We start from the raw sequence: 20,319 nt of genomic DNA, 5'->3' as shown, positions 1-20,319 counted from the left end.
ATAACCGGGTGAAGGATTTCACCCGGTAATGGGGTCAGAGCATCAGTTGGTAGCCGGACTGCCTTCCTCAATCAGTTTCGACACATCAGACACGGTGAATGAACCCGGTTTCTGACGTGGCGGAAACTCTTTGAAGCTCTGCAGCATTTCAGCAGCGTATTTTTGCGCACCGCCCAGCAGGAACAGACGATCGTAGAACCAGTGGTTGTAATCCATGCCATCGGTCCCTTTTTCCAGCGGATCAATTTTCAGGTCAAAGATCAACGGTACACGCAGTTTCACGAATGGATATTTCCACACATCCATGCCTGAACGTTCCTGAATCATAAAGTGTGCTTTCCAGCGCCCGTAACGCATCGCCAGCAGATCGCCGTCATCACTCCAGTAGAAGAACTCTTTGCGCGGATCTTCCTGAGTTTTACCGGTAATGAAATCAAGCTGGTTATAGCCATCAAGATGCACTTTGTAGGTCATGGCACTGGTTTTATAGCCTTTCAGTAACTGCTGCTTGATGTCCGGCACGCCCGCTGCGGCCACCAGGGTCGGGAACCAGTCATTACTGCCGAAGATGTCGTTGATCAGGGTTCCGGGCTTGATATGTCCTGGCCATTTCACCATCGCCGGTACGCGGAAACCGCCTTCCCAGCCGGTATTTTTCTCACCGCGGAACGGGGTGATGCCGGCATCGGGCCAGGTCGCCGTCATCGGGCCGTTATCCGTGGTGTAAACCACAATGGTGTTGTCTTCTATGCCGAGATCTTTAATTTTCTTCAGCACTTCACCGATTATTTTGTCATGTTCCACCATGCCGTCTGCATAGTCACCCAATCCGGTTACGCCTTTATCAGCCGGTTTGATGTGAGTCTTGTTATGCATACGCGTGGTGTTGTACCAGGTGAAAAACGGCTTATTCGCCTTTACCTGTCTTTCCATAAAGTCATTGTTTGCCGCCAGTGTTTCCTCATCCACCGTTTCCATACGTTTGACATTCAGCGGGCCGGTATCCTCAATTTTCCCGTCGGCAGAAGACTTAATGACGCCACGCGGGCCAAACTGTTTTTTATATTCCGGGTCTTTCGGATAATCCGGGTTCTCTGGTTCTTCTTCCGCGTTCAGATGGTAAAGATTCCCCATAAATTCATCGAACCCATGCGCGGTAGGAAGAAACTCGTTGCGATCGCCAAGGTGGTTCTTCCCGAACTGGCCGGTCGCATAACCCAGCTGCTTGAGAATACTGGCAATGGTGGGATCTTCTTTCTGCAACCCTTGTGGCGCGCCAGGCATACCGACTTTACTCATCCCGGTGCGGAAGGGCATCTGGCCAGTGATAAACGATGAGCGGCCAGCCGTGGAACTCTGTTCAGCATAATAAGAGGTAAATTTGGCACCTTCAGCCGCAATGCTGTCGATATTGGGCGTTTGATATCCCAGCATGCCCTGGTTGTAGGTACTGAGATTCCAGTAACCAATATCATCACCGAAGATAACCACGATATTGGGTTTCTGATTGTTTTGCTCCGGCGCCGTCGGGCTATTACTTGCCGGGGCTGCATAAGCGCTGGTTGCACAACAAGCAACAGACAACATTGAGGCGAGCAGCGATTTGCAAAATGGCACTTTTGACATTTCTGTGCTCCAGATAAGTGGGCTCTCATTGGAAAGGCATAGATTTCGCCCGTCCGTACAGATCGTAAAAATGATGTATTGTCCGGATGCCTCCTTGTTATGCCGGGTCAGAATGTCCGGCTGTAATTGATGCCAAAGAAATAGAGTGCTGGATTGTCATATCCCCCTTTAATTAGCGGCGATGAAACCTGTGACGAGTCAATATGGGCGTATTCAAAGGCGGCGCCGATACTGCTGGCAGGATCAAGCTGGTAACGTGCGCCCAGGCCCCAGCGCCAGGTATCGCCGGAAGGCATGGTCAGGGAGGTATCCTGCTGATTGCGGTAGAAGCTGCTGTCGAAGGCAACGCCGGTATTCAGCGTCCAGTCAGAAGTGAGTCTGAATTGAGTGCCGAGTGCGAGGTGCCAGGTATCACGCAGGCGTCCATTGTCGCCCACCTGGTTACCCGCCACGCTGATTTCACTGTTGCTGTAATCGCTCCAGTCCTGCCATCCTGCATCACCCATTACTGCCCAGCGATCGTTCAGCTGATGAAACAGGCTCAGCATCATCTGCTGAGGCGTATTGACGGTGGCCGCGATCGGTAGTGTCCAGGATGGGGCGTTATTAAGCTGGTCTAACCGGACGGTGGTGTTAACGTTGAAATGATAATTTGTCCGGCTGGTATAGGTTAATCCGGCCCGCGTTTGCGGCGTAAACTGCCACAGCGCACCGATCTTCCCGTTGAGAGCCCAGTCGTGATCGGAGAGTTCGTCGCCACGGGCGCGCTTGATTTTTAGCAGGCCATAATTGATTCCGACACCGGCCCCGAGTGAAAAGGCATCGTTGAGTTGCCAGGCCAGCGCAGGCATCAGGGTTACCGCCAGTAGCGTACTGTCTTTGATCAAATTTTCCCCGGCCCAGTCACCAAAATGCAGACCCAGCCCGTAGTTGCCGTAAAAACCTACGCCGGCACTGAGGGTCGGCGATAGCCGCTGGGTGTAGAAAGCGCTACCACCGGGAAACCAGCCAATGACATTGCCGGGGCTTTTACCATTGAGAAGAGCATCATCGTCCAGATGATAAGGGGCATCGCCATACAGGGCCTGCGCACCCATCGTCAGCATTTTATCAGGCAGCATTGTCATGCCCGCAGGATTGGTAAACAGGGTGGAGGCATCCTGGGCGCGTGCCGCCTGACCTGCACCGGCCAGGCCTATATCATCAGTACCTATTTCATAAAGATAGAGTCCGCTTGCGCATGCTGACGAAACATTAAATAAAACGGCCAGGGCTATTATTTTGCGCATGAGTTTTCTCTTAAACAGGGTTAAGGACAGGTGAACACAGGCGTCATAAAATATTTCAGTGATCTCTTGATCGCTGACATTTAAACGGCAAGTGGTCCTGTAAAAAATTCAATTAATCTCTGGCAGCAAAACAAAAAGACCCGGAAGGGGAAGGGCCTGGAAAGTTTCAGATTCCAACATAGCCCAATGGCATAGCGATTTTTATTAACACTTTGATGAATAAAGTAACTATTTTTTTTGAGTTATCAACCTAAAACTAACGGACCAGTGCAGCCAGTAACCATTTTTTTGATCCGATGCAAATTATCTCCATCTGGTTGTTTTCATTTAACTGAATATCTCTATCTATCTGTATCTACTTGATTTTTTGTTAGAATGTGAAATCGCTGAAGCTGGAAATTTCCTAAAAAAACTTTCATATCAATACGTTAAGATATTTTGACGCGCGTTGGATTTTAGGATTTTCGCCATCATTGCGATGGATTCTCCATTAGTGAGACGCTTTAAGCAGGCTTGAGCCGTTTAATGACTTACACCTGAGGGATGTAAAGCCAAATAAATAAGGCAGTGCCAGCATTGAAAATAATTAATTTGCTTTTTCACGCTATGCCGACTAATAAAGAGCGTCGCGATATTCCCTCCGCCCGAAGCCTGTATCACTGTCGACGCCATGAAAGACAGTAGTCAACTTCTGACCGCTTAATGAGCATGACAGGAGCATGGGCCAGACCTGCTTCTCAGCATTTGCACGCGAAATTGCAACTCTGGTTATTTCTCTCACCTCTGTACGTCAACTTCCTTTTGCCAGCGCCCGCAATCATGCTGGAAAGGTGATGAGATTCCGGGATGGTGCCGCTGGCCCTTCAGGTCGTCAGCGGTAAACTGGCCGCGTTAAGTGCGGGCGCGGACATCGTGCGTCGGGAAATCCTCGGCAAGTCATCCCCATCTGAACAGGCTCAGTCCGGACCGTTTAATCCGGCCGGTTTTCGGCGATCTTCCGGCCTGAGCTCAAGCGAAGCTGCGCCATTTTCAGCGGCGGTTAAACGGGTCTTCTGCAAAACGGATTGCTTTCACCAGCCGCCGCTTCAATGCCTGCTCACCATCGTCGTTATCGTAATCACTCAGCATGCAGAGATCGGAACACCGCATTTTGCTATCACTTACTTCAGCTTTTCCGTCCATTCTGTACAAAAATCCAGATAGGCTCGCACCAGGGTTGACGGATGTTTATGGCGGGCATAGACCAGATGCAGCGGGAGGCTTTGCGTGGCTATCCCCGGTAACAGCTCTATCAGTTCACCGCTTTCCAGCCAGGGCCGCACGGAAATGTTCAGCAGCTTTGCGACACCCATTCCCTGCAGCGCATAATGCAGTAATCCCTGTACATTATTGGTGGTAAAGAAGGGCGCGTATTTTACTTTTTCCGATCCCGCGTTCCATTCAAAAAAACCACGATTCAGCGTTTCCCACGCGGCAATCGGAAGCCGGACCATTTCTTCCAGCGTCTCAGGCGTACCGTGACGCGCCAGCAACGCTGGGCTGGCGACAAACACCGTTTCCATATTCATGACGGGTTTAGCGATCACTTCATCAGTTTTTAAATCGCCCATTCTCAGCGCCACATCGATGCCATCCTCGAACAAATCAACCACCCTTTCGCTGGAGTGACAGAACAGGGTGATATCAGGATAACGTTGCTGAAATGCGATCAGTAAATCCCACCAAAGCGAGAACTCAGGCGGAACAGAGAGGCGCAATTTGCCCTGTAGCGTGTGGGCAGAGGTGACAGACTTTTGCGCATCCTCCAGCAGTTCGACGCCCAGACGGGCCTGCTCGAAAAATTGCTGTCCCCGATGGGTGGGTTTAACCCCTTGTCGTGAGCGTTCCAGCAACTGGACATTCAGGGCCTGCTCAAGCTCATTAATTTTCCGGCTTAACGTGGAGATCGGTATCCCCATCCTGTCGCTGGCGGCAGAAAAGCTGCCGGCATTTACCACGGCAATGAACAATTTCGTTGCGTTGAAATCCATTGTTCTTTCCATATATGGGCATCAGGTTTCTATTTTTGGCGATTCCATTCCATTATGTAAAGCGTAACATTTTGCCTGTGTAATTTTTCTGCAGGAGCAAAAATGAATAACCGTGTCACTCAAATCCTGAAAATTCGCTTTCCCCTTATTCAGGCACCGTTGTATTTCCTGACCAATGCGGAACTGGTTGCTGCGGTTTCCAATGCTGGCGGGCTGGGTACGCTCGGGCCTCACGCCGGACAGGAAACCCTGCCGGGCTCGCGTTATGTGGCACTGGATCGCATGCGGGAAGAGATCAGAAAAGTTAAAAAGCTGACCAGCAAACCCTTTGCCACTACCGTGCTCAACGGCCCGGATATGGGGTTCTGGCGGCCCACCGCAGAAATGCTGGTTGAAGAAGGCGTGGAAGTGGTGCTGATCAATGAGCTGCTGGAAGCTGAAATTTTTGATTTCTTAAAAAGCCACGGCATTAAAATTCTTTATCGCGCGCTGACGCCCACGGTTGCAAATTCAAAAGAGGCCGAGCGATTAGGAGCGGACATCATCATCGCCACCGGCTTTGACGAAGGGGGCACCGTGCCGAGCCGGGTAATCGGGACCTTCAGCATCGTTCCGATGATCGCGGATAGCGTCAACGTTCCGGTCATCGCGGCGGGCGGTATTGGCGATGTCCGCGGCGTGCGTGCTGCACTGGCTCTTGGCGCGGAGGGTGTTTATGCGGGTAGCCTGTTTTTGACGGCGGAAGAGAATCCCGCTGCTGACAAGGTCAAACGCCTGATTGTCGACTCCACGGCGGAGGATTTGCTGCTGTTCCGCACGCTGCCAGCTTATTACCGTACCTTACCGACCGATCTGAGTCCTGCGCTGGCGGAACTGGACGCGCAGGGCACCGATCGTGAAGCCATGTTTAAGGCGATGAACGGTTACCACTCACTGTGGCAGGCCATGAGGCTTGGCAATTTTGACCAGGGCATCGTCTCCACCGGTACCGGTATTTCCGTGATCAAATCCATTCGTCCGGCGGCGGAGATTGTTTCTGACCTGATGCAGGATTTTAAACAGTCACAGCATTAAGGCTGCCGTTAACGCGAGCAGGTGACGTCTGGGAGGATGAGGCGGCTGAGGGGGAAGCGGATGAGGTCCGCGGTCAGCGTTGAGGCGGGCTGATAAACCGCGATTAATGCATTCAGCGCCACCCTGCGTCGCTAACTCTGCTGTGCCTGCCACCCGTAGGGCGCAGAGGAGAAAAGGCAGAACTATTGCCTTTGGCACCACTCTTCACGGGTTATTTCCCACAGCTGATAATCAAGCAGACCTGCAACATACTCTTTTTTGCCGGTCTGAATGAGCCGCATCCCGGAATGACGTGAGATCATGACGGAACCTTCGTTTATCGCTGCTTTCGGCACTCTCATCACCTCCCGGCCCAGCGTCTTGAACCAGAAATCGTTGACGGCCTGACAGGCTTCCGTCATAAAGCCATTCCTCTGCCATTCCGGCACCAGCCAGAAACCGCGGTTATCATTTTCGACATCACGCAACTCGATCAGGCCGATCAGTTCATCAGGATTTTCCCGACGCCGGAGGGTCCAGCTCCATCCCTGTCCCTGCGCGATGGCCGGTAAGGCCACATTGTCGACGTAATGCTGTGCGGCACCTTCAGGATAGGGCCAGGGCACCGCCGCGGTCAGATAGCGCACAATTTCCCACTGCGGGAAAACTGCCTGAATAGCCCCGGCGTCACTACGCTCAAGAGGTTTCAGGATCAGCCGGGTCGTTTCAATCAATGGCGTCATGCTTCCTCCTTCTGTTATTAAAAAAAGATGCTGAGAGGGCAGTGCTCAGACGGCGCAGAGTCAGGCGGAGCCATCTCATCTTCGCTCCGCTGCTGCGAAATGCGGACATAATTTCTGACTTGATGTACCCTGTTTAGCAGACTGGCCTGCTGATATCAAAGGCAGGATTATCACTTCATCACAGGTAACATCGGCAATGGCACTGATCCCAAAAAACTATTCGCGGCTGGAAAGCGGCTACCGTGAAAAAGCATTAAAAATCTATCCGTGGGTGTGTGGACGCTGCTCACGGGAATTTGTCTATTCGAACCTGCGCGAATTAACGGTTCACCATATCGACCACGACCACACCAATAACCCGGAAGATGGCAGCAACTGGGAGTTATTGTGCCTTTATTGTCACGACCATGAGCACTCTAAATACACCGAAGCCGATCTTTACGGTACCCGGGTGGTGGCAGGTGAAGATGCACAGGATGACGTCGGCGCAGCCACTTACAACCCGTTCGCCGATTTAAAGTCGATGCTGACGAAAAAGAAATAATAGCCGTAAGGGCATCGCTGGCGGATAACGGGTGCCAGCGCTGCGAAGAGGTAATAAACGAGACAGATCGCTGTGCGTTATAAGCAGAACACGTTCGGCCTGCTCAGTAAAAATAGCGCCGCCGATAGCTGCCTGGTTTGAGTGAGCGGATGCGGCATATTCCCCGGAGATAAGCATAAGCGGGTCTGAGCGGCGGGTTATTTCCGGCTCACAGCCGTTTTTCTCAATCAGCGAAGGCAAGTCGGCCTGTCACCCCTCCCTGAGCCGTTTTGCCTCCACGCGCGGATGATCCACTCCGACGCTAACAGGACGGTAGCGCTCCGGCCGCAATAAAAAAGATGCCGCATCGGCCTGGCATGAAGGTCTGTGCCGGCAGCGATCAAATCATCGGCTGGCCTAAATCTGTTCATCGACAAATATCGCCCACAACTCCTCTACCGCCCGCGACATCCTGGCCGCTGGCCGGAACAGCCGGATATCAATCGGCAACCAGAGTGCGCTCTCTTTCTCCGCCGCAACGGCGAGGTTGCCGGCATCCACATCCGGCGCTGCCAGCGTTTCCGGCAGCCAGGCGATGCCATCTCCCGCCCGGACCATCGCCAGTAATGTCGCGGCAAGATCGGCGGTAAACGCGATATCCATGCCTCGTCTGGCCCGGTTTACCTGTGAGGTATTGGACAGGATCCGGCCAAGGCCGGACTCCGCCGAGTAGGTCAGGAACGGATACTTTTTCCCGCCCGAAGCCTGCCAGAGCGGCTGCCGGGTGAGGGGATCGCATTTTGAATAGGGGAGCAGGGTTTCCCGTCCCAGCCGGACGCTCAGGTATTTCGACTGATCGAGGTTGATGTGCATATGAGGATGGTAATAGCAGAGCAGAAACTGCGCGTCTCCTTTTTCTATCATCCGCTCACAGGCGCTCAGCGTATCAGATAACAGGCGAAAGGAGCCGAAGCGGGCAATCTTCTCATTGTTGCGCATCAGCGCCGGAAAAAATGAAAACGACAGGGAGTGCGTCGCGGAAAAAACCACGTCAGGTCGGGTTTCACCTGCCGCCTCAATGGTTTCGCTTCTCAGGGTGTAGAGCGCGCGAATCAGTTCCGGGATCTGCGTGACGAAAATCTCGCCAGCACGCGTCAGGCTGACGCCACGCCGGTTTCTCTCAAAAATCGGCGTGCCAAGCCACTCTTCCAGCGAAGCAATCCTGCGGCTGAATGCTGGCTGCGTCACATATCGTGAAGCGGCCGCGCGGGAGAAATTCAGCGTCTGCGCCAGTGCAACGCAGTCTTCAAGCCAGGTTAACTCAAGGTGATGCCGATTTTGCATTACAGCCTGCCTCTTTGGCATTAGAACGAAAGCACGTTACTGCTTAGGATGAGTTCAGACAAGACACTGACGTCCCTGAACGTGACGCTGATGCATTATGCCAATAAACAACCGGCATGAGCCAGTATTGACTGCAGGTCGTCGTGCGTAATGATCGTTGACGAAAATTGCCGGAGAAAATATGCGTATTCTGGATGTAGTAGAAATCACCCAACCCATTGCCTCACCGATTCGTAATGCCTATATCGACTTCAGCAAAATGACGGCCAGCCTGGTTGCCGTGGTGACTGATGTCGAAGTCGACGGCCGTCGCATAGTGGGATATGGCTTTAACTCTAATGGCCGTTACGGTCAGGGTGGCCTGATCCGTGAGCGCTTCCGCAATCGTATTCTGGAAGCGGAGCAGGAAAGCCTGCTGAATGCCAAAGGCGACAACCTGGACCCGCATAAAATCTGGGACGTCATGATGAGCAACGAGAAGCCGGGCGGTCATGGCGAGCGTTCCGTCGCCGTGGGCACACTGGACATGGCGATCTGGGATGCCACGGCAAAAATCGCCAACAAGCCGTTGTTTCGCCTGCTGGCAGAAATGAAAGGGGTGGAAGCCAACCCGCGCGTATTTGTCTATGCGGCTGGCGGTTACTATTATCCCGGCAAGGATATGAGCGCCCTGCGGCAGGAGATGCGCGGCTACCTGAATCGCGGCTATAACGTGGTAAAAATGAAGATCGGCGGTGCCTCGCTGGACGAAGATCGCCGTCGTATTGAAGCAGTGCTGGACGAAATCGGCAGCGAAGCGCGTCTCGCGGTGGATGCCAATGGTCGTTTCGATCTGGAAACCGCTATCGCCTACGCCAGAATGCTGCGGGAATATCCGCTCTTCTGGTATGAAGAAGCGGGCGATCCGCTGGATTATGCTCTGCAGGCGTCGCTGTCAGAATTTTATCCAGGCCCGATGGCGACCGGTGAAAACCTGTTCTCCCATCAGGATGCGCGTAACCTGCTGCGCTACGGCGGTATGCGGCCGGATCGCGATTATCTGCAGTTTGACTGTGCGCTCTCTTATGGCCTGGTCGAATATCTGCGCACTCTGGACGTGCTGCAACAGTTTGGCTGGTCACCCTCACGCTGTATCCCACACGGCGGTCATCAGATGTCGCTGAACATCGCTGCGGGTCTTGGCCTGGGCGGTAATGAAAGCTATCCGGATCTGTTCCAGCCCTACGGCGGCTTCCCGGACTCGGTGAAGGTGGAAGAGGGGCACATTATTATGCCTGAACTGCCGGGTATCGGGTTTGAAGGTAAATCGGATCTGATTAAAGAGATGCGGGCGCTGGCTGAATAAGTCCCGATATCGCTGTGGTGATGCCGGATACGCCCCTTTATTCTGAAAGGGGCGTTGCGTAAATAAGCGATATATTCCGGCGGGTATGACATTCTCCTGAATCGCTTTCTTTACCAGAACAAACATTATCTTGTTGCGATCGTGACGAGTATTTGCTGTGCACTGTTTATTCTCGGCGGGGAATTATCGACACGGAAAAGAATAAATTACGTTCTATTTATAATTAACTGAATATAAATCGCTTTTATTACTATCTGGCGGGCGATTCAGGTGACATCGACCGGCCTGGGTTGCATAACCCGCCATAAAATAATCATACAAAAAATAAAGTTGCTGTTATTTAAAAAGGATAACTAATCACCTTTTCCTCTCCCCTACATCTGCTCCAGACGAGGACATTAACATGAGTGATAATGCTTTTAAGGATAATGCACTTATCGGAAAGAAACGCTGGACAATAATATTACCCGCCGTATTTATCATGTACACCATATCGTTTTTTGATCGTGTCAATATCGGCATGGCGCTGCCGCATATTACCGCTGAAATGGGGCTGAGCGCCGTTGAAGCGGGCTGGCTGGGCGGTGCTTTTGCGTGGGGCTATGTGGCGACGCAGTTTACTGCGGGCTGGCTGGCGCTGCGCTTTGGCTCGCGACGCGTCATCGGTATCAGCCTGTTCCTTTTTGGTGCCTGTGCCATGCTGACCGGGCTGACGCGTAACTTCAGTGAACTGGTGGCGATTCGCTTTTTGCTGGGCGTGACGGAAGGCCCTATTCAGGCAGCAACGGCGATGTTCCTGGCTCAGTGGTTTATCAAGCGGGAACGTGGACGTGCTTTTGGTATCTGGAACCTTAGTCTGGGCGCGGGCGCCTTTCTGGCCGGTCCGATTTCCGGCTGGATCCTGGCACACCATAACTGGCGCGTAATGATGATTATTGAAGGCGTGCCCGCCTGGCTGTTCTGCCTCATCTGGTTTTATCTGGTGCCTAAAAGTATCCAGGCCGCACGCTGGCTCAGCAGTGAAGATCGGGATCAATTGCAGAAAACGCTGGCGGCGGAGCAGTCAGATTATGTGCAGGAGAAATCTGATCCCTGGTGGACCATCCTGAAAATACCGGCGCTCTGGCTGATGCTGATTGGCTATTCGCTGCACAGTATGCTGGCGTACGGCTTTACGCTCTGGCTGCCCACGGCCCTGAAAGGTTACGGCACGCTGAGTGAATTTATGGTCGGCTTAATCAGTGGCCTGCCGTTCCTGATGACCATGGTTGGCATCTGGTATATCACCCGCCGTTCAGACCGCTATAACCAGGAACGGCGACTGCACGCCGCCATCCCAACCGTATTGTGTGGTATCGCCTTATCAGCCGCGGCGTTTGTTCCGCTCTCTTACTACTGGTTGCAGATTGCGCTGTTCATGTTTGTCGGACTGACCATGAAGATGCTGGTGCCGCTGGTTTACGTGCGGCTGACGGAAATCCTGCCTACCCGCAAAGCGGTGCCTGCGGTGGCGTTTGTCGGAGGATGCAGTAATTTTATCGGCCAGTTTGGCGGGCCGCTGGTCGCCGGATATCTTAAACATCTGGGCGGCGGCAGCGACATGACGCTGGCCTGGGGCGTGATGGGGCTGTTCTCCATCGTCGGCGGGGTACTGTTTGCGCTGGCGGTAGGCCGTGGCGAGAAGGTACGGGATGTCAGACAGGCGTTTCGCCTGACACCACGCCGCGCGCTTTCAGCCAGGGATTAACGCCTAACGGCAGCAAACAGGGCGGAGCTGTCGCAGGCTGCGAAAAAACGAGTGAGCAGTTGTGTTTGATGTCAACCAGAGAGGGTGTTTCAAAGACGTGAAGTGGTTGGGGTGTTGAACGTCCGCTATGAGCGAAAAGCGGACACTCGCAGTTTTCCGACAGTAGATGAAGAATTTTTAATCAAGCTGCTTATTCATTTACAGGGAGCAGGTCAACGGCTTTCAGCCCATGGATTCCCTTTTACACAGGCAATAAAAAAGCCGGAGGCATTTCTGCTTCCGGCTTTCAATACAATGACCTGATGCTTTATGCATCAGACAGCCCGGCATCAACCAGTACACCACCTACAACTTTCCCATTTTCGATCTCCAGCAATGCACCAACCGCCATTGGTTCAAGCCGTTGATTAAGTGACGCGAGTAAGGCTGTCCCGGACATTAATGCATCTCCGGATTTTTTTGCATGGATCTCAACATAACGCGCATTGGCCTCAGTGCTCACCGCCCTTTCAAAAAGCGGTTTCATACGACTTAGCTGAAACGTGATTTTCTGCTGCGATTGTTTCCAGATATCTTGAACACCGCCAACCGCAGCAATCTCTTTCATAAGCCGCTCCGCTTCATCTTTAAATTCTTGACGGAGGTCGTCTTGATAATAAAGTATGAGATTTGCCATCATCAGGCACTGCATACTGAAAATGTACTCTTTAAACAGACGAGACTGTTCGTCGATAATCTCTTTTAGGTCATTACGGATATCGTTAGAGCCAAACAGACTTGTGCTGTCAAAACTGCCTAACTTCTCGGCACTCGTTTCGATATTTTTTTTCAAATGTAGCGCAATACCATGAATATCCTGTTTGCTGTTGGACAGTGTTTGCAGTGTAAATTCGCTGACGGCGTCTCCTTTAGCAAGGGTTGTGCCTGCTTGGCAAAGCATTTTATGAAAAGCAGCAATTTTCATTGAACGTTCATCCTGCTGAAAAGCATGGATTTTATTCACGACCTCAACGATTTTTTTGAGCTTTTCATTGATGTCTGCAAGGTGTTTTTGCGCGACGATGGTGGAAGCAAGATTAAGCAGAAGCCCGGTATTAACAACACTTTTGAGTTTTTCCGCTGGATTCAAACTGACATGCTCGGTGATTTGTCCATTTGCGGCATTCCGCGTCATGCCCAGACTGCCAGTACCATCTTTACGAACCATCAGGCGATCGAACGCTATATTACAATGCACAATATGTTTGGAATGTGCAGCTATCGTGGAACTTGCCTGCGGTATGAGGCTCAGCATTTGATTAAACTGCGAGATACCCTTCTCATCAAGACGCAGAGTATTCTCGGGTAAGCTGTCAATTGTGGGTATCGGACGCGCCGTCAATACGGGGAAGTTATCATCATCGACGAGCAATAATGCGCTATCACTGTTGGTTGTCATAATTATCCTATCTGAGTTTGACTTTTTGAGCGATTTCTTTATTATGCAGTAAGCATTTTTATATATGCCAACTGCGCGACAAAAGGGATCGTTACACGATAAGCTTCACCGATGCTAAGGGTTTGCGATAAGTTCGTATAGATTTGCGCAATGCTGGCGACATTGCTGAAAATCTTCGCGCCAAAATTGCCGGACGTATCCTTCGGTTCCACTCTTTTTCCTAGGTTAAATAGGCCACTGACAACGTTCATTTCCGTGCAGCGATCCAGTCTTGTATGTTCCGGCATATCTTTCCATTCGCTGCCAAATAACCCAGTCACAATTTCTTTTTCAAGCTTGAGATCCGTTTTGCTTTCAGTCCCTAAGCCTCTAAGTTTTATATGTACATCCCGGAGTATTGTTTTATAAGGTATCGGTGCCTTGCGGAGCATGTTTGCGATGCTGTGACCACCATAGGTCTGAAACCCGTGAAGTAACTGGCGAAGTATCTCTTCGGAATAAGGGTCCGTTCCGGCTTTTTCCATAAGCAACAAATTCATAACCGATGTAGAGAGTGCTAACCTCCCTCGACCGCCATCCGTCAAAACATCAACCAGATAATCAATATGCTTTTTATCGGTTGAGAGTAGAAGGCTGAGAATACCTTCGTCACATTCAATTGGAGCTTTCATTGGGCTGCCCTGACATTATTTCTTTAAGTGAGATCATTCTGATCAATAACGAATGTAAAACTTGAATGTCTATGTTGCTGGATATTCTCTTTGATCTCAAACCCCTGATGGCTAATTTGATTTAAGGGCTTTAATTTTTTTCCCATAATCAATGTGCGAACCGATCCAAGCTGAGCTGCTCCCTGCAAGCTAACATACCATGAAGAAAGTAACATCAGCTTCCAGCACTGTTCTGCACCCCAGTAATGGGCATAAACTCACCTTCACAACGTCCGCTGCTGGCACTAAGCTGCCGTATAACTCATGCGATAAGACTTTTAAACGCCCTCAATGCACCAGCCTGTATCGTTATTGCTTATGTTTTTCAGTCCAGCTGCGTGACGCATACCTGTCCGCACACACAGGTAACTTAATGTTGTTTTTATTACTTACACTCTGCCAATTGGTCGCTGAAATCCATCGACAGAGTATACAGACCGGTGCGTATCTGTTGGTATTCACACATTTTTCAGGCTGGAGAAAATCAATATGACCAGTTTTACACTTTATGGCCGGGGTGAATCGGGAAACACTTATAAGGCGGCCTTGATGCTTAACCTGTGTGGCCTCCCATGGACTCCACATTTCGTCAATTTCTTTGATCCTGCTTCGAAGGCTGAATTTTCCTGCCTGGTCAACGAGATGGGCGAGATACCGGTACTTGAGTTCGATGGACGACGTTTAAGCCAGTCTGGCGTAATTCTGCAATTTTTATCTGACTTTACAGGAAGATTTGGTGCTGAGAATGATATTGAACGCCTTGAGATCCTTCGCTGGATGTTGTTTGATAACCACAAATTCTCCAGTTATTACGCGACGCTACGCATGATGGTCGGTCTCCGCAAAAGCGGCGAGTCAGAAGTCACAAAATTTCTGCGAATGCAGGCGGAAAATGCCTTTGCGATCGTAGAGCACCATTTGAAAGGTCGACAATTCATTGCCAGCAACAGACCCACGATCGCAGATATTTCCATGGCGGGTTACGTTTATTTCACAGAAGAAACAGGAATACATCTGGAAAGCTATCCTCAGACCCACGCCTGGGCACGTCGGCTGTCAGCCTTACCGGGATGGGCTCATCCTTATGATCTTATGCCTCGCGCTATTAAAGAGGAAGCTAAATGAGCGTTTATCCATAAACCATAATTCGCATTGGCCCCGAATCAAGACATTTATGAAATGTTTGGCAATAAAACTGTACGTCAGGCAGGTAATGCCTGCACTAACAAAGGCCTGATATAAATAATCTTCTGAAAAAGCAGGAGTGACGAATAACTACTGCGATCAGCATCAGAGACTATCATATTTCAACTATCCGCTTCTGGCACGAAGCGGACCATGTATTCGTTCAGACTGAACAGTGTTACATATCGTATGATTCATCCAGAGTCGTAAATTATCTTTTTAGCTGTATATCCAATCCTTTTGGTTCCTGAACATAGCATTGAATATTGTTATGAATTTTCTGATACAGGCTGTAATCGCGACTTTTTTACTTTTTCATGTGCGATGAGGATGTACAGAACTCTTTAATCTGAGGGTTATATCGAACCGCTGAAAGCATCGCCATATAGTGTTGCCCGCAGAGCAGCCCTGCCTCCCCAGATAGCCCTTTTATCGCGAAGTTGCCCGCTGTCTCAGTCATACGGGTATACACCAACCCCCGCCGAAATCTGCCTGCGCGTTAGCGCTCCTGGCTCAGGAAGCTGGCTCAGGATCCTGAGTTACTGGCCCAATGCCCTTAACTTTTTCAAGCATTTCTCGTTTTGGAGATAGCGCAGTATTCTGATTAAGCTGGTATTTTATTTCCTGGTCCAGAGTATCAATCTGTGAGTTAAGCCAGCCGATGTGCTCTGCAATACCCATCTCAATGCAGACCCCATTTCTTTCCTGCAGCCTGTTAGCTTCCATGACACGATTCTGTACCAGCTGACGCCGCCGGGTAAGAAGCAGTGCCAGATCCTGAAGCTCTTTGTCCCTGGCAGGTCTGAATTCCGGTTTCATACGACGACCCTATTCGCAGATTATCCTGGCATCGATAGAATCACTTTTTGCCACCGTTCCCATTGCCCGGGCAAAATTCTTTATCTGTCGCGGGTTAATGACAGCAACAGACATACCAGCTGAAATCAGTATTGATTCAGCCAGAGAGTGATACCGGCTTGTCGCCTCCATGATAACGCCTGATATATGAAGGCCTACCAACTCCGTCAGCAACTGCCGGGCCGGAGCCGCGCCAGTCACCGAGGCGATCTGCCGTGCTTCACCCTAAGCATCACTGACAGCGGCCCGGTCAGCCCCGATTTCACCGTGCGGGCTGACCGGCAGCCACCTCTAGTACAAGGTGTTTTTCAATCGTTCCGGCAGGGCTTGATCATAGGCTTCGCCATCAATTTCAGCGGCGGATAGCTGGCTCAGGATCGTGCCGGTGCTCGGCAGGCTCTGACGCGAAATCTGCACCGCAGGGTCCCACAATTTTGAGCGGATAATGGCGCGACTGCACTGGAAAAAGACGCTTTCAACGGTAATGCGCAGCACGGTTTTTGGCGATTGCTGATTGATGGAAAACCGTTCAATCAGCGCGGGATCGGTGCTGATTTGCGCACTGCCGTTGACCCGCAAGGTCTCGCCAATACCGGGAATCAGAAACAGTAGTGCAACCCGGTTGTCATGCAGAATGTTGCGCAGGCTATCGATGCGGTTATTGCCACGCCGGTCAGGCAGCAGCAGCGTGCGGTCATCTTCAATCGCGATGAAACCCGCCGGATCGCCTCTGGGCGACACGTCCAGCCCGTCCGGACCGGACGTCGCCAGCGCCACAAACGACGCCGCCGCGATAAAGGGTCGGTAGGCCGGATGAATATGATCGGTGACTTTCATCAGGGAAGGTCTGGCAACCGCACCATAAATCCGTTCAAGTTCGGCTACTTCGGTAATTACTGTGGTCGCATCAGCCATCTATTCCACCTCCGTTGCACTCTTATGTACGCGCGGCCCAGGCTACAGATTACGGCGCGCCACGTCTCTGCGCTATAAACAACAGGGATTAACCGGCCGATTGCGAAAGAGTGTAAGTAACCATGAGCGAAGCCTTTTATAAAAATACCGTCTTGATATAAAAACAGCAAAGCGTGTCAGTTGTTCGCAGAACCAGAATAAAAAACAAAATCAGAGGGGATGCTAAATGGTAAAAAAAACCACACCAGAGCAGCGGCGTGAATTAGGGGCATTTTTAATCAGCCGGCGGGCAAGGCTAGACCCACAGGCATTTGGTCTGCCGAAAGGGACCCGGCGCACGCCAGGCCTGCGCCGGGAAGAGGTCGCTATTCTGGCCGGGGTCAGCGTCAGCTGGTATACCTGGCTCGAACAGGGGAGAGAAATCAAGCCATCTGCCGATGCGCTGCAGCGGATTGCCAAAGTCTTAAAACTCAACCGCATCGAATCATCCCATCTTTTTGCGCTTTCGCCCCGCGAAGAACCGGTGGCGCGACAGGCTGATACCGGCGTCAGTGAAGGGCTTGAAAGGCTGGTCAGAGCCATCGATCCGATACCGGCCTACGTTCGCAATACCCGACTCGATATCCTCGCCTGGAATGATGCGATTGCCGATCTGTTTATCGATTATGGTTCGCTGAAGCCGCACGAACGTAATACGCTGCGGCTGCTTTTTCTCTATCAGCCCTACCGGACGCTGATCCTTGACTGGGAACAGATGTCGCGCGGCATGATTTCCGTTTTTCGCGCCTCAAGGGCCCACGCACAAAATAAAGCCCCGTTTGATGCGCTGATCAAAGAGCTCTCCGAAAACTCAGCGGAGTTTCACGAATGGTGGCAGGACACCGAAGTGATGGGCATGAGCGAAGGCAGTAAGCGGCTGATGCATCCGACCTCCGGACACATCGAATTTACCTACGTCGCCTTAACACCGGAAGGCAGACCCGACCTCTCACTGGTGACCTATATCCCCCGACACGTTGCCAGTGACTCGCAGTAATAGGATAACAAGACGCCTTCCTGGGCTGATTTGAGATGCCTAAGATGGATTCAAGGCAGCACAATCGCGCTGCATTAAATCTCTCAGGAGGCAGTGAACATGACATCTCAATCAGCCACACCCGATACATCTTCAGCCACATTGGCAGTATCCCGTAATCCCGCGACCGACGAGTTGATTGCCCGCTACGCCGGACAGACGGCAGCGCAGATTGAAAGCCTGCTGGAACAAAACTCTGCGGCTTTCCGCATCTGGCGTGCCACACCGATGCGTGAGCGTGTCGCTGCTTACCGTCGTCTCGCCGCGCTGTTACGTGAACGTTCAGACACGCTGGCGGCAATCATCACCGCAGAGATGGGTAAAACCCTGACCGCGGCCCGTGCAGAAGTAGAGAAATGCGCAGTCACTATTGAGTGGATTGCGGAAAATGGCCCGGCGCTGCTGGCTGACGAACCGGTTGCCGTCGAAAACGATGATCGGGTCTATGTTTCCTGGCTGCCAATCGGTTCCGTGCTGGCGGTGATGCCGTGGAACTTTCCGCTGTGGCAGGTTGTCCGCGCATCGGGTCCGATTATGCTCTCCGGTAATGGCTTCATCCTGAAACACGCGCCCAACGTCATGGGATCGGCTTATGCGCTGCAGGAGGTTTATGAAAGCGCAGGCTTCCCGGCAGGGCTGTTCACCAATCTGGTTGCCGACAACGAAACGGTTGCACGGGTCATTGAAGATGATCGTGTTGCAGCGGTGACCTTAACCGGCAGTCTGCGGGCCGGTTCTGCAGTTGCGGCTATTGCGGGCCGGGCGCTGAAAAAAAGCCTGCTTGAGCTGGGCGGTTCGGATGCATTTATCGTACTGGCCGATGCCAACATCGATCGGGCGGTGAAGGCGGCGGTTGAGGCACGTTTCCAGAATGCCGGGCAGGTCTGTCTGGCTGCGAAGCGGTTCATTCTGGAAGCACCGATTGCTGATGAGTTTACCCGCAAGTTCGTCAGGGCGGTCAGTGAGCTGAAAGTGGGCGATCCGCGGGACCCGCAGACCCAGGTAGGACCGATGGCCAGAAAAGATCTGCGTGATGAACTGCATGATCAGGTCGAACGCACCCTGGCCGCTGGCGCCACGCTGCTGCTGGGTGGCAGAAAACTGGAAGGGAGCGGCAACTTTTATGCTCCGACGGTGCTGGCTGATGTGGTGCCGGGTATGGCGGCCTTTGATGAGGAAACCTTTGGGCCTGTTGCGGCCATCTCGGTGGCGAAAAATGCTGAACATGCCATTGAACTGGCGAACAACAGTGATTATGGGCTGGGTGGCAATCTCTGGACCGGCGACATCACGCGAGGACAACGGCTGGCTCGCCGTATGGAAACCGGCGGGGTGTTTATTAATGGCTTCTCCGCAACCAACGCCCGCATTCCTGTTGGTGGCGTGAAAAAGAGCGGCTACGGTCGGGAACTCTCCCATTTCGGTCTGCGCGAATTTACCAATGCTCAGGCGGTCTGGGCGAAAGATCCGCTCTGACCGGGCTTTCCTGAAAGGCACGCTGACGCCAACCAACGCCGTATCGGGTCAGGCGCGCCGTGCGAACACACAACGTTAAAAACGGGTTGATGATCATAAGGCCGATAAGACGAAACCGTCACGGCCTGGAGAGGTCACGCCCTGAAAACAAATCTGAAACGGATAAGGTGAATAAAATGTTTAATAAATCAATGGTCTCTATCGCGTTAGGTCTGGTTATATCTCTCTATGCTGCTACCTCAGTAGCGGAACCGGTAAAAAATATTGTGCTGGTACACGGTGCGTTTGTTGATGGATCTGGCTGGAATCCGATTGCCAGAATGCTGGGTAAAGCGGGCTATAACGTCTCTATCGTGCAGGAGCCGCAGACCTCACTGGCGGATGACGTCGCTGCGACCCGACGCGTACTGAAAATGCAGACCGGTAAAACGCTGCTGGTGGGACACAGCTACGGTGGGATGATCATCAGCGATGCGGGTAACGATCCTTCTGTCGCGGGACTGGTCTACATTGCGGCGATGGAGCCCGATGCAGGCGATTCATTGCTGAGCCTGGCAAAAAAATATCCGCCCGCTGCGCACTCTATCGCCGAAACGGACGATCATTTCCTCTATCTGCAACCCGCCTCTTTCCACGCTGATTTTGCCGCCGATTTACCGGTAAAAGAAACGGACCTGCTGGCGCGCTCTCAGGTGATGCCTGCGGTAGCGGCATTCAGTGCGGCGGCTGGCGCACCGGCATGGAAAACCAAACCAAGCTGGGCGGTCGTCGCCACTGAGGATCGGGCGATCAATCCTGAACTGGAACGCTTTATGGCGAAGCGTGCCAACAGCAAGGTGACCGAATTGAAAGGTAACCACGCTATTTATGCTTCACAACCGAAAAAGATTGCCGCCATTATCGAAGACGCCGCAAAAACGTTATCTCACTAATTGCCGTTATAACCAGCAGAAGCAGGGATC

At 52.0% G+C, this 20,319-nt stretch carries 19 protein-coding genes; 9 read left to right on the top strand and 10 right to left on the bottom strand.

The features are described from left to right. Positions 1–42: 42 nt before the first annotated feature. Both LZU96_RS20465 and LZU96_RS20460 read right to left on the bottom strand, forming a co-directional pair. Positions 43–1,626, bottom strand: a complete 1,584-nt coding sequence (locus LZU96_RS20465) for an arylsulfatase (RefSeq protein WP_233988397.1) — start codon at positions 1,624–1,626, stop codon at positions 43–45. A gap of 107 nt (positions 1,627–1,733) precedes the next feature. Beyond that, positions 1,734–2,915 carry an OmpP1/FadL family transporter gene (locus tag LZU96_RS20460; RefSeq protein ID WP_233988396.1) on the bottom strand — a complete coding sequence of 394 codons (1,182 nt, stop codon included), beginning with the start codon at positions 2,913–2,915 and terminating at the stop codon, positions 1,734–1,736. Between the two features lie 846 nt (positions 2,916–3,761). Here LZU96_RS20460 and LZU96_RS20455 point away from each other — a divergent pair. After that, on the top strand, positions 3,762–4,118 hold the full coding sequence (locus tag LZU96_RS20455) for a hypothetical protein (protein ID WP_233988395.1): 357 nt from the start codon (positions 3,762–3,764) through the stop codon (positions 4,116–4,118). Here LZU96_RS20455 and LZU96_RS20450 read toward each other — a convergent pair. Beyond that, positions 4,076–4,945 (bottom strand): LysR family transcriptional regulator, encoded by an 870-nt coding sequence (locus LZU96_RS20450; protein ID WP_233988393.1) that lies wholly within the window; start codon positions 4,943–4,945, stop codon positions 4,076–4,078. The two genes, LZU96_RS20455 and LZU96_RS20450, sit on opposite strands and share 43 nt — an antisense overlap. Positions 4,946–5,047: 102 nt before the next feature. Here LZU96_RS20450 and LZU96_RS20445 point away from each other — a divergent pair, with 102 nt between their 5' ends. Then, positions 5,048–6,019, top strand: coding sequence for an NAD(P)H-dependent flavin oxidoreductase (locus LZU96_RS20445; RefSeq protein ID WP_233988392.1), 972 nt, complete (start codon positions 5,048–5,050; stop codon positions 6,017–6,019). A gap of 182 nt (positions 6,020–6,201) precedes the next feature. On the opposite strand, the gene LZU96_RS20440 is transcribed toward LZU96_RS20445, so the two are convergent. Further along, positions 6,202–6,741 carry a GNAT family N-acetyltransferase gene (locus LZU96_RS20440; RefSeq protein ID WP_233988391.1) on the bottom strand — a complete coding sequence of 180 codons (540 nt, stop codon included), beginning with the start codon at positions 6,739–6,741 and terminating at the stop codon, positions 6,202–6,204. 196 nt (positions 6,742–6,937) lie between these two features. Here LZU96_RS20440 and yajD point away from each other — a divergent pair, with 196 nt between their 5' ends. Beyond that, positions 6,938–7,285, top strand: coding sequence for an HNH nuclease YajD (gene yajD, locus LZU96_RS20435; protein WP_233988390.1), 348 nt, complete (start codon positions 6,938–6,940; stop codon positions 7,283–7,285). Between the two features lie 396 nt (positions 7,286–7,681). Here yajD and LZU96_RS20430 read toward each other — a convergent pair whose 3' ends face one another. Then, positions 7,682–8,608, bottom strand: a complete 927-nt coding sequence (locus LZU96_RS20430; RefSeq protein WP_233988389.1) for a LysR family transcriptional regulator — start codon at positions 8,606–8,608, stop codon at positions 7,682–7,684. Between the two features lie 181 nt (positions 8,609–8,789). Between LZU96_RS20430 and LZU96_RS20425 the strand changes: the two genes are divergently transcribed. Both LZU96_RS20425 and LZU96_RS20420 read left to right on the top strand, forming a co-directional pair. Further along, positions 8,790–9,953, top strand: a complete 1,164-nt coding sequence (locus LZU96_RS20425) for a mandelate racemase/muconate lactonizing enzyme family protein (RefSeq protein WP_233988387.1) — start codon at positions 8,790–8,792, stop codon at positions 9,951–9,953. A gap of 403 nt (positions 9,954–10,356) precedes the next feature. Next, the gene (locus LZU96_RS20420; protein WP_233988385.1) at positions 10,357–11,700 is read left to right on the top strand and encodes an MFS transporter; all 1,344 of its coding nucleotides are present in this window, start codon (positions 10,357–10,359) and stop codon (positions 11,698–11,700) included. 307 nt (positions 11,701–12,007) lie between these two features. Here LZU96_RS20420 and LZU96_RS20415 read toward each other — a convergent pair whose 3' ends face one another. Together LZU96_RS20415 and LZU96_RS20410 are read right to left on the bottom strand one after the other, a co-directional pair. Further along, a complete protein-coding gene (locus LZU96_RS20415; RefSeq protein WP_233988384.1) occupies positions 12,008–13,138 on the bottom strand; it encodes a hypothetical protein in 1,131 nt (376 codons plus the stop codon). A gap of 41 nt (positions 13,139–13,179) precedes the next feature. Further along, entirely contained in the window at positions 13,180–13,809 is a 630-nt protein-coding gene (locus LZU96_RS20410) for a hypothetical protein (RefSeq protein WP_233988383.1), read from the bottom strand. 528 nt (positions 13,810–14,337) lie between these two features. Here LZU96_RS20410 and LZU96_RS20405 point away from each other — a divergent pair. Further along, positions 14,338–14,973 (top strand): glutathione S-transferase family protein, encoded by a 636-nt coding sequence (locus LZU96_RS20405; protein ID WP_233988382.1) that lies wholly within the window; start codon positions 14,338–14,340, stop codon positions 14,971–14,973. A 573-nt stretch (positions 14,974–15,546) separates the two neighbouring features. Here the strand turns inward: LZU96_RS20405 and LZU96_RS20400 are convergent. The 3 genes from LZU96_RS20400 to LZU96_RS20395 all read right to left on the bottom strand — a co-directional run bounded on the left by LZU96_RS20400 (position 15,547) and on the right by LZU96_RS20395 (position 16,806). After that, complete coding sequence (locus LZU96_RS20400; protein WP_233988381.1) at positions 15,547–15,852, bottom strand: hypothetical protein; 306 nt, start codon at positions 15,850–15,852, stop codon at positions 15,547–15,549. A gap of 9 nt (positions 15,853–15,861) precedes the next feature. Beyond that, positions 15,862–16,092, bottom strand: coding sequence for an IS110 family transposase (locus tag LZU96_RS23655; RefSeq protein ID WP_409520452.1), 231 nt, complete (start codon positions 16,090–16,092; stop codon positions 15,862–15,864). A gap of 90 nt (positions 16,093–16,182) precedes the next feature. Further along, a complete protein-coding gene (locus tag LZU96_RS20395) occupies positions 16,183–16,806 on the bottom strand; it encodes a pyridoxamine 5'-phosphate oxidase family protein (RefSeq protein ID WP_233988380.1) in 624 nt (207 codons plus the stop codon). Between the two features lie 226 nt (positions 16,807–17,032). On the opposite strand from LZU96_RS20395, the gene LZU96_RS20390 reads away from it, so the two are divergent. From LZU96_RS20390 to LZU96_RS20380, 3 genes are all read left to right on the top strand, one after another. Then, positions 17,033–17,842 (top strand): helix-turn-helix transcriptional regulator, encoded by an 810-nt coding sequence (locus LZU96_RS20390; RefSeq protein WP_233988379.1) that lies wholly within the window; start codon positions 17,033–17,035, stop codon positions 17,840–17,842. A gap of 99 nt (positions 17,843–17,941) precedes the next feature. After that, a complete protein-coding gene (locus LZU96_RS20385) occupies positions 17,942–19,357 on the top strand; it encodes an NAD-dependent succinate-semialdehyde dehydrogenase (RefSeq protein ID WP_233988378.1) in 1,416 nt (471 codons plus the stop codon). A 176-nt stretch (positions 19,358–19,533) separates the two neighbouring features. Continuing rightward, positions 19,534–20,289: an alpha/beta hydrolase gene (locus LZU96_RS20380; protein WP_233988377.1), complete on the top strand. Its 756-nt coding sequence runs from the start codon at positions 19,534–19,536 to the stop codon at positions 20,287–20,289. The last annotated feature ends 30 nt before the right edge of the window (positions 20,290–20,319 follow it).

The sequence above is a fragment of the Pantoea agglomerans genome, from assembly GCF_021397715.1.
Taxonomy (GTDB): Bacteria; Pseudomonadota; Gammaproteobacteria; order Enterobacterales; family Enterobacteriaceae; genus Pantoea; species Pantoea astica.
Note: the sequence above shows the minus strand (reverse complement) of the source record. Positions and strands in the feature narration are given on the sequence as shown.

What these genes read in the sequence shown, in the direction of transcription:
- LZU96_RS20465 (WP_233988397.1), bottom strand. Translation starts at nt 1,626, where the DNA reads ATGTCAAAAGTGCCATTTTGCAAATCGCTGCTCGCCTCAATGTTGTCT.
- LZU96_RS20460 (WP_233988396.1), bottom strand. Translation starts at nt 2,915, where the DNA reads ATGCGCAAAATAATAGCCCTGGCCGTTTTATTTAATGTTTCGTCAGCA.
- LZU96_RS20455 (WP_233988395.1), top strand. Translation starts at nt 3,762, where the DNA reads ATGGTGCCGCTGGCCCTTCAGGTCGTCAGCGGTAAACTGGCCGCGTTA.
- LZU96_RS20450 (WP_233988393.1), bottom strand. Translation starts at nt 4,945, where the DNA reads ATGGATTTCAACGCAACGAAATTGTTCATTGCCGTGGTAAATGCCGGC.
- LZU96_RS20445 (WP_233988392.1), top strand. Translation starts at nt 5,048, where the DNA reads ATGAATAACCGTGTCACTCAAATCCTGAAAATTCGCTTTCCCCTTATT.
- LZU96_RS20440 (WP_233988391.1), bottom strand. Translation starts at nt 6,741, where the DNA reads ATGACGCCATTGATTGAAACGACCCGGCTGATCCTGAAACCTCTTGAG.
- yajD (WP_233988390.1), top strand. Translation starts at nt 6,938, where the DNA reads ATGGCACTGATCCCAAAAAACTATTCGCGGCTGGAAAGCGGCTACCGT.
- LZU96_RS20430 (WP_233988389.1), bottom strand. Translation starts at nt 8,608, where the DNA reads ATGCAAAATCGGCATCACCTTGAGTTAACCTGGCTTGAAGACTGCGTT.
- LZU96_RS20425 (WP_233988387.1), top strand. Translation starts at nt 8,790, where the DNA reads ATGCGTATTCTGGATGTAGTAGAAATCACCCAACCCATTGCCTCACCG.
- LZU96_RS20420 (WP_233988385.1), top strand. Translation starts at nt 10,357, where the DNA reads ATGAGTGATAATGCTTTTAAGGATAATGCACTTATCGGAAAGAAACGC.
- LZU96_RS20415 (WP_233988384.1), bottom strand. Translation starts at nt 13,138, where the DNA reads ATGACAACCAACAGTGATAGCGCATTATTGCTCGTCGATGATGATAAC.
- LZU96_RS20410 (WP_233988383.1), bottom strand. Translation starts at nt 13,809, where the DNA reads ATGAAAGCTCCAATTGAATGTGACGAAGGTATTCTCAGCCTTCTACTC.
- LZU96_RS20405 (WP_233988382.1), top strand. Translation starts at nt 14,338, where the DNA reads ATGACCAGTTTTACACTTTATGGCCGGGGTGAATCGGGAAACACTTAT.
- LZU96_RS20400 (WP_233988381.1), bottom strand. Translation starts at nt 15,852, where the DNA reads ATGAAACCGGAATTCAGACCTGCCAGGGACAAAGAGCTTCAGGATCTG.
- LZU96_RS20395 (WP_233988380.1), bottom strand. Translation starts at nt 16,806, where the DNA reads ATGGCTGATGCGACCACAGTAATTACCGAAGTAGCCGAACTTGAACGG.
- LZU96_RS20390 (WP_233988379.1), top strand. Translation starts at nt 17,033, where the DNA reads ATGGTAAAAAAAACCACACCAGAGCAGCGGCGTGAATTAGGGGCATTT.
- LZU96_RS20385 (WP_233988378.1), top strand. Translation starts at nt 17,942, where the DNA reads ATGACATCTCAATCAGCCACACCCGATACATCTTCAGCCACATTGGCA.
- LZU96_RS20380 (WP_233988377.1), top strand. Translation starts at nt 19,534, where the DNA reads ATGTTTAATAAATCAATGGTCTCTATCGCGTTAGGTCTGGTTATATCT.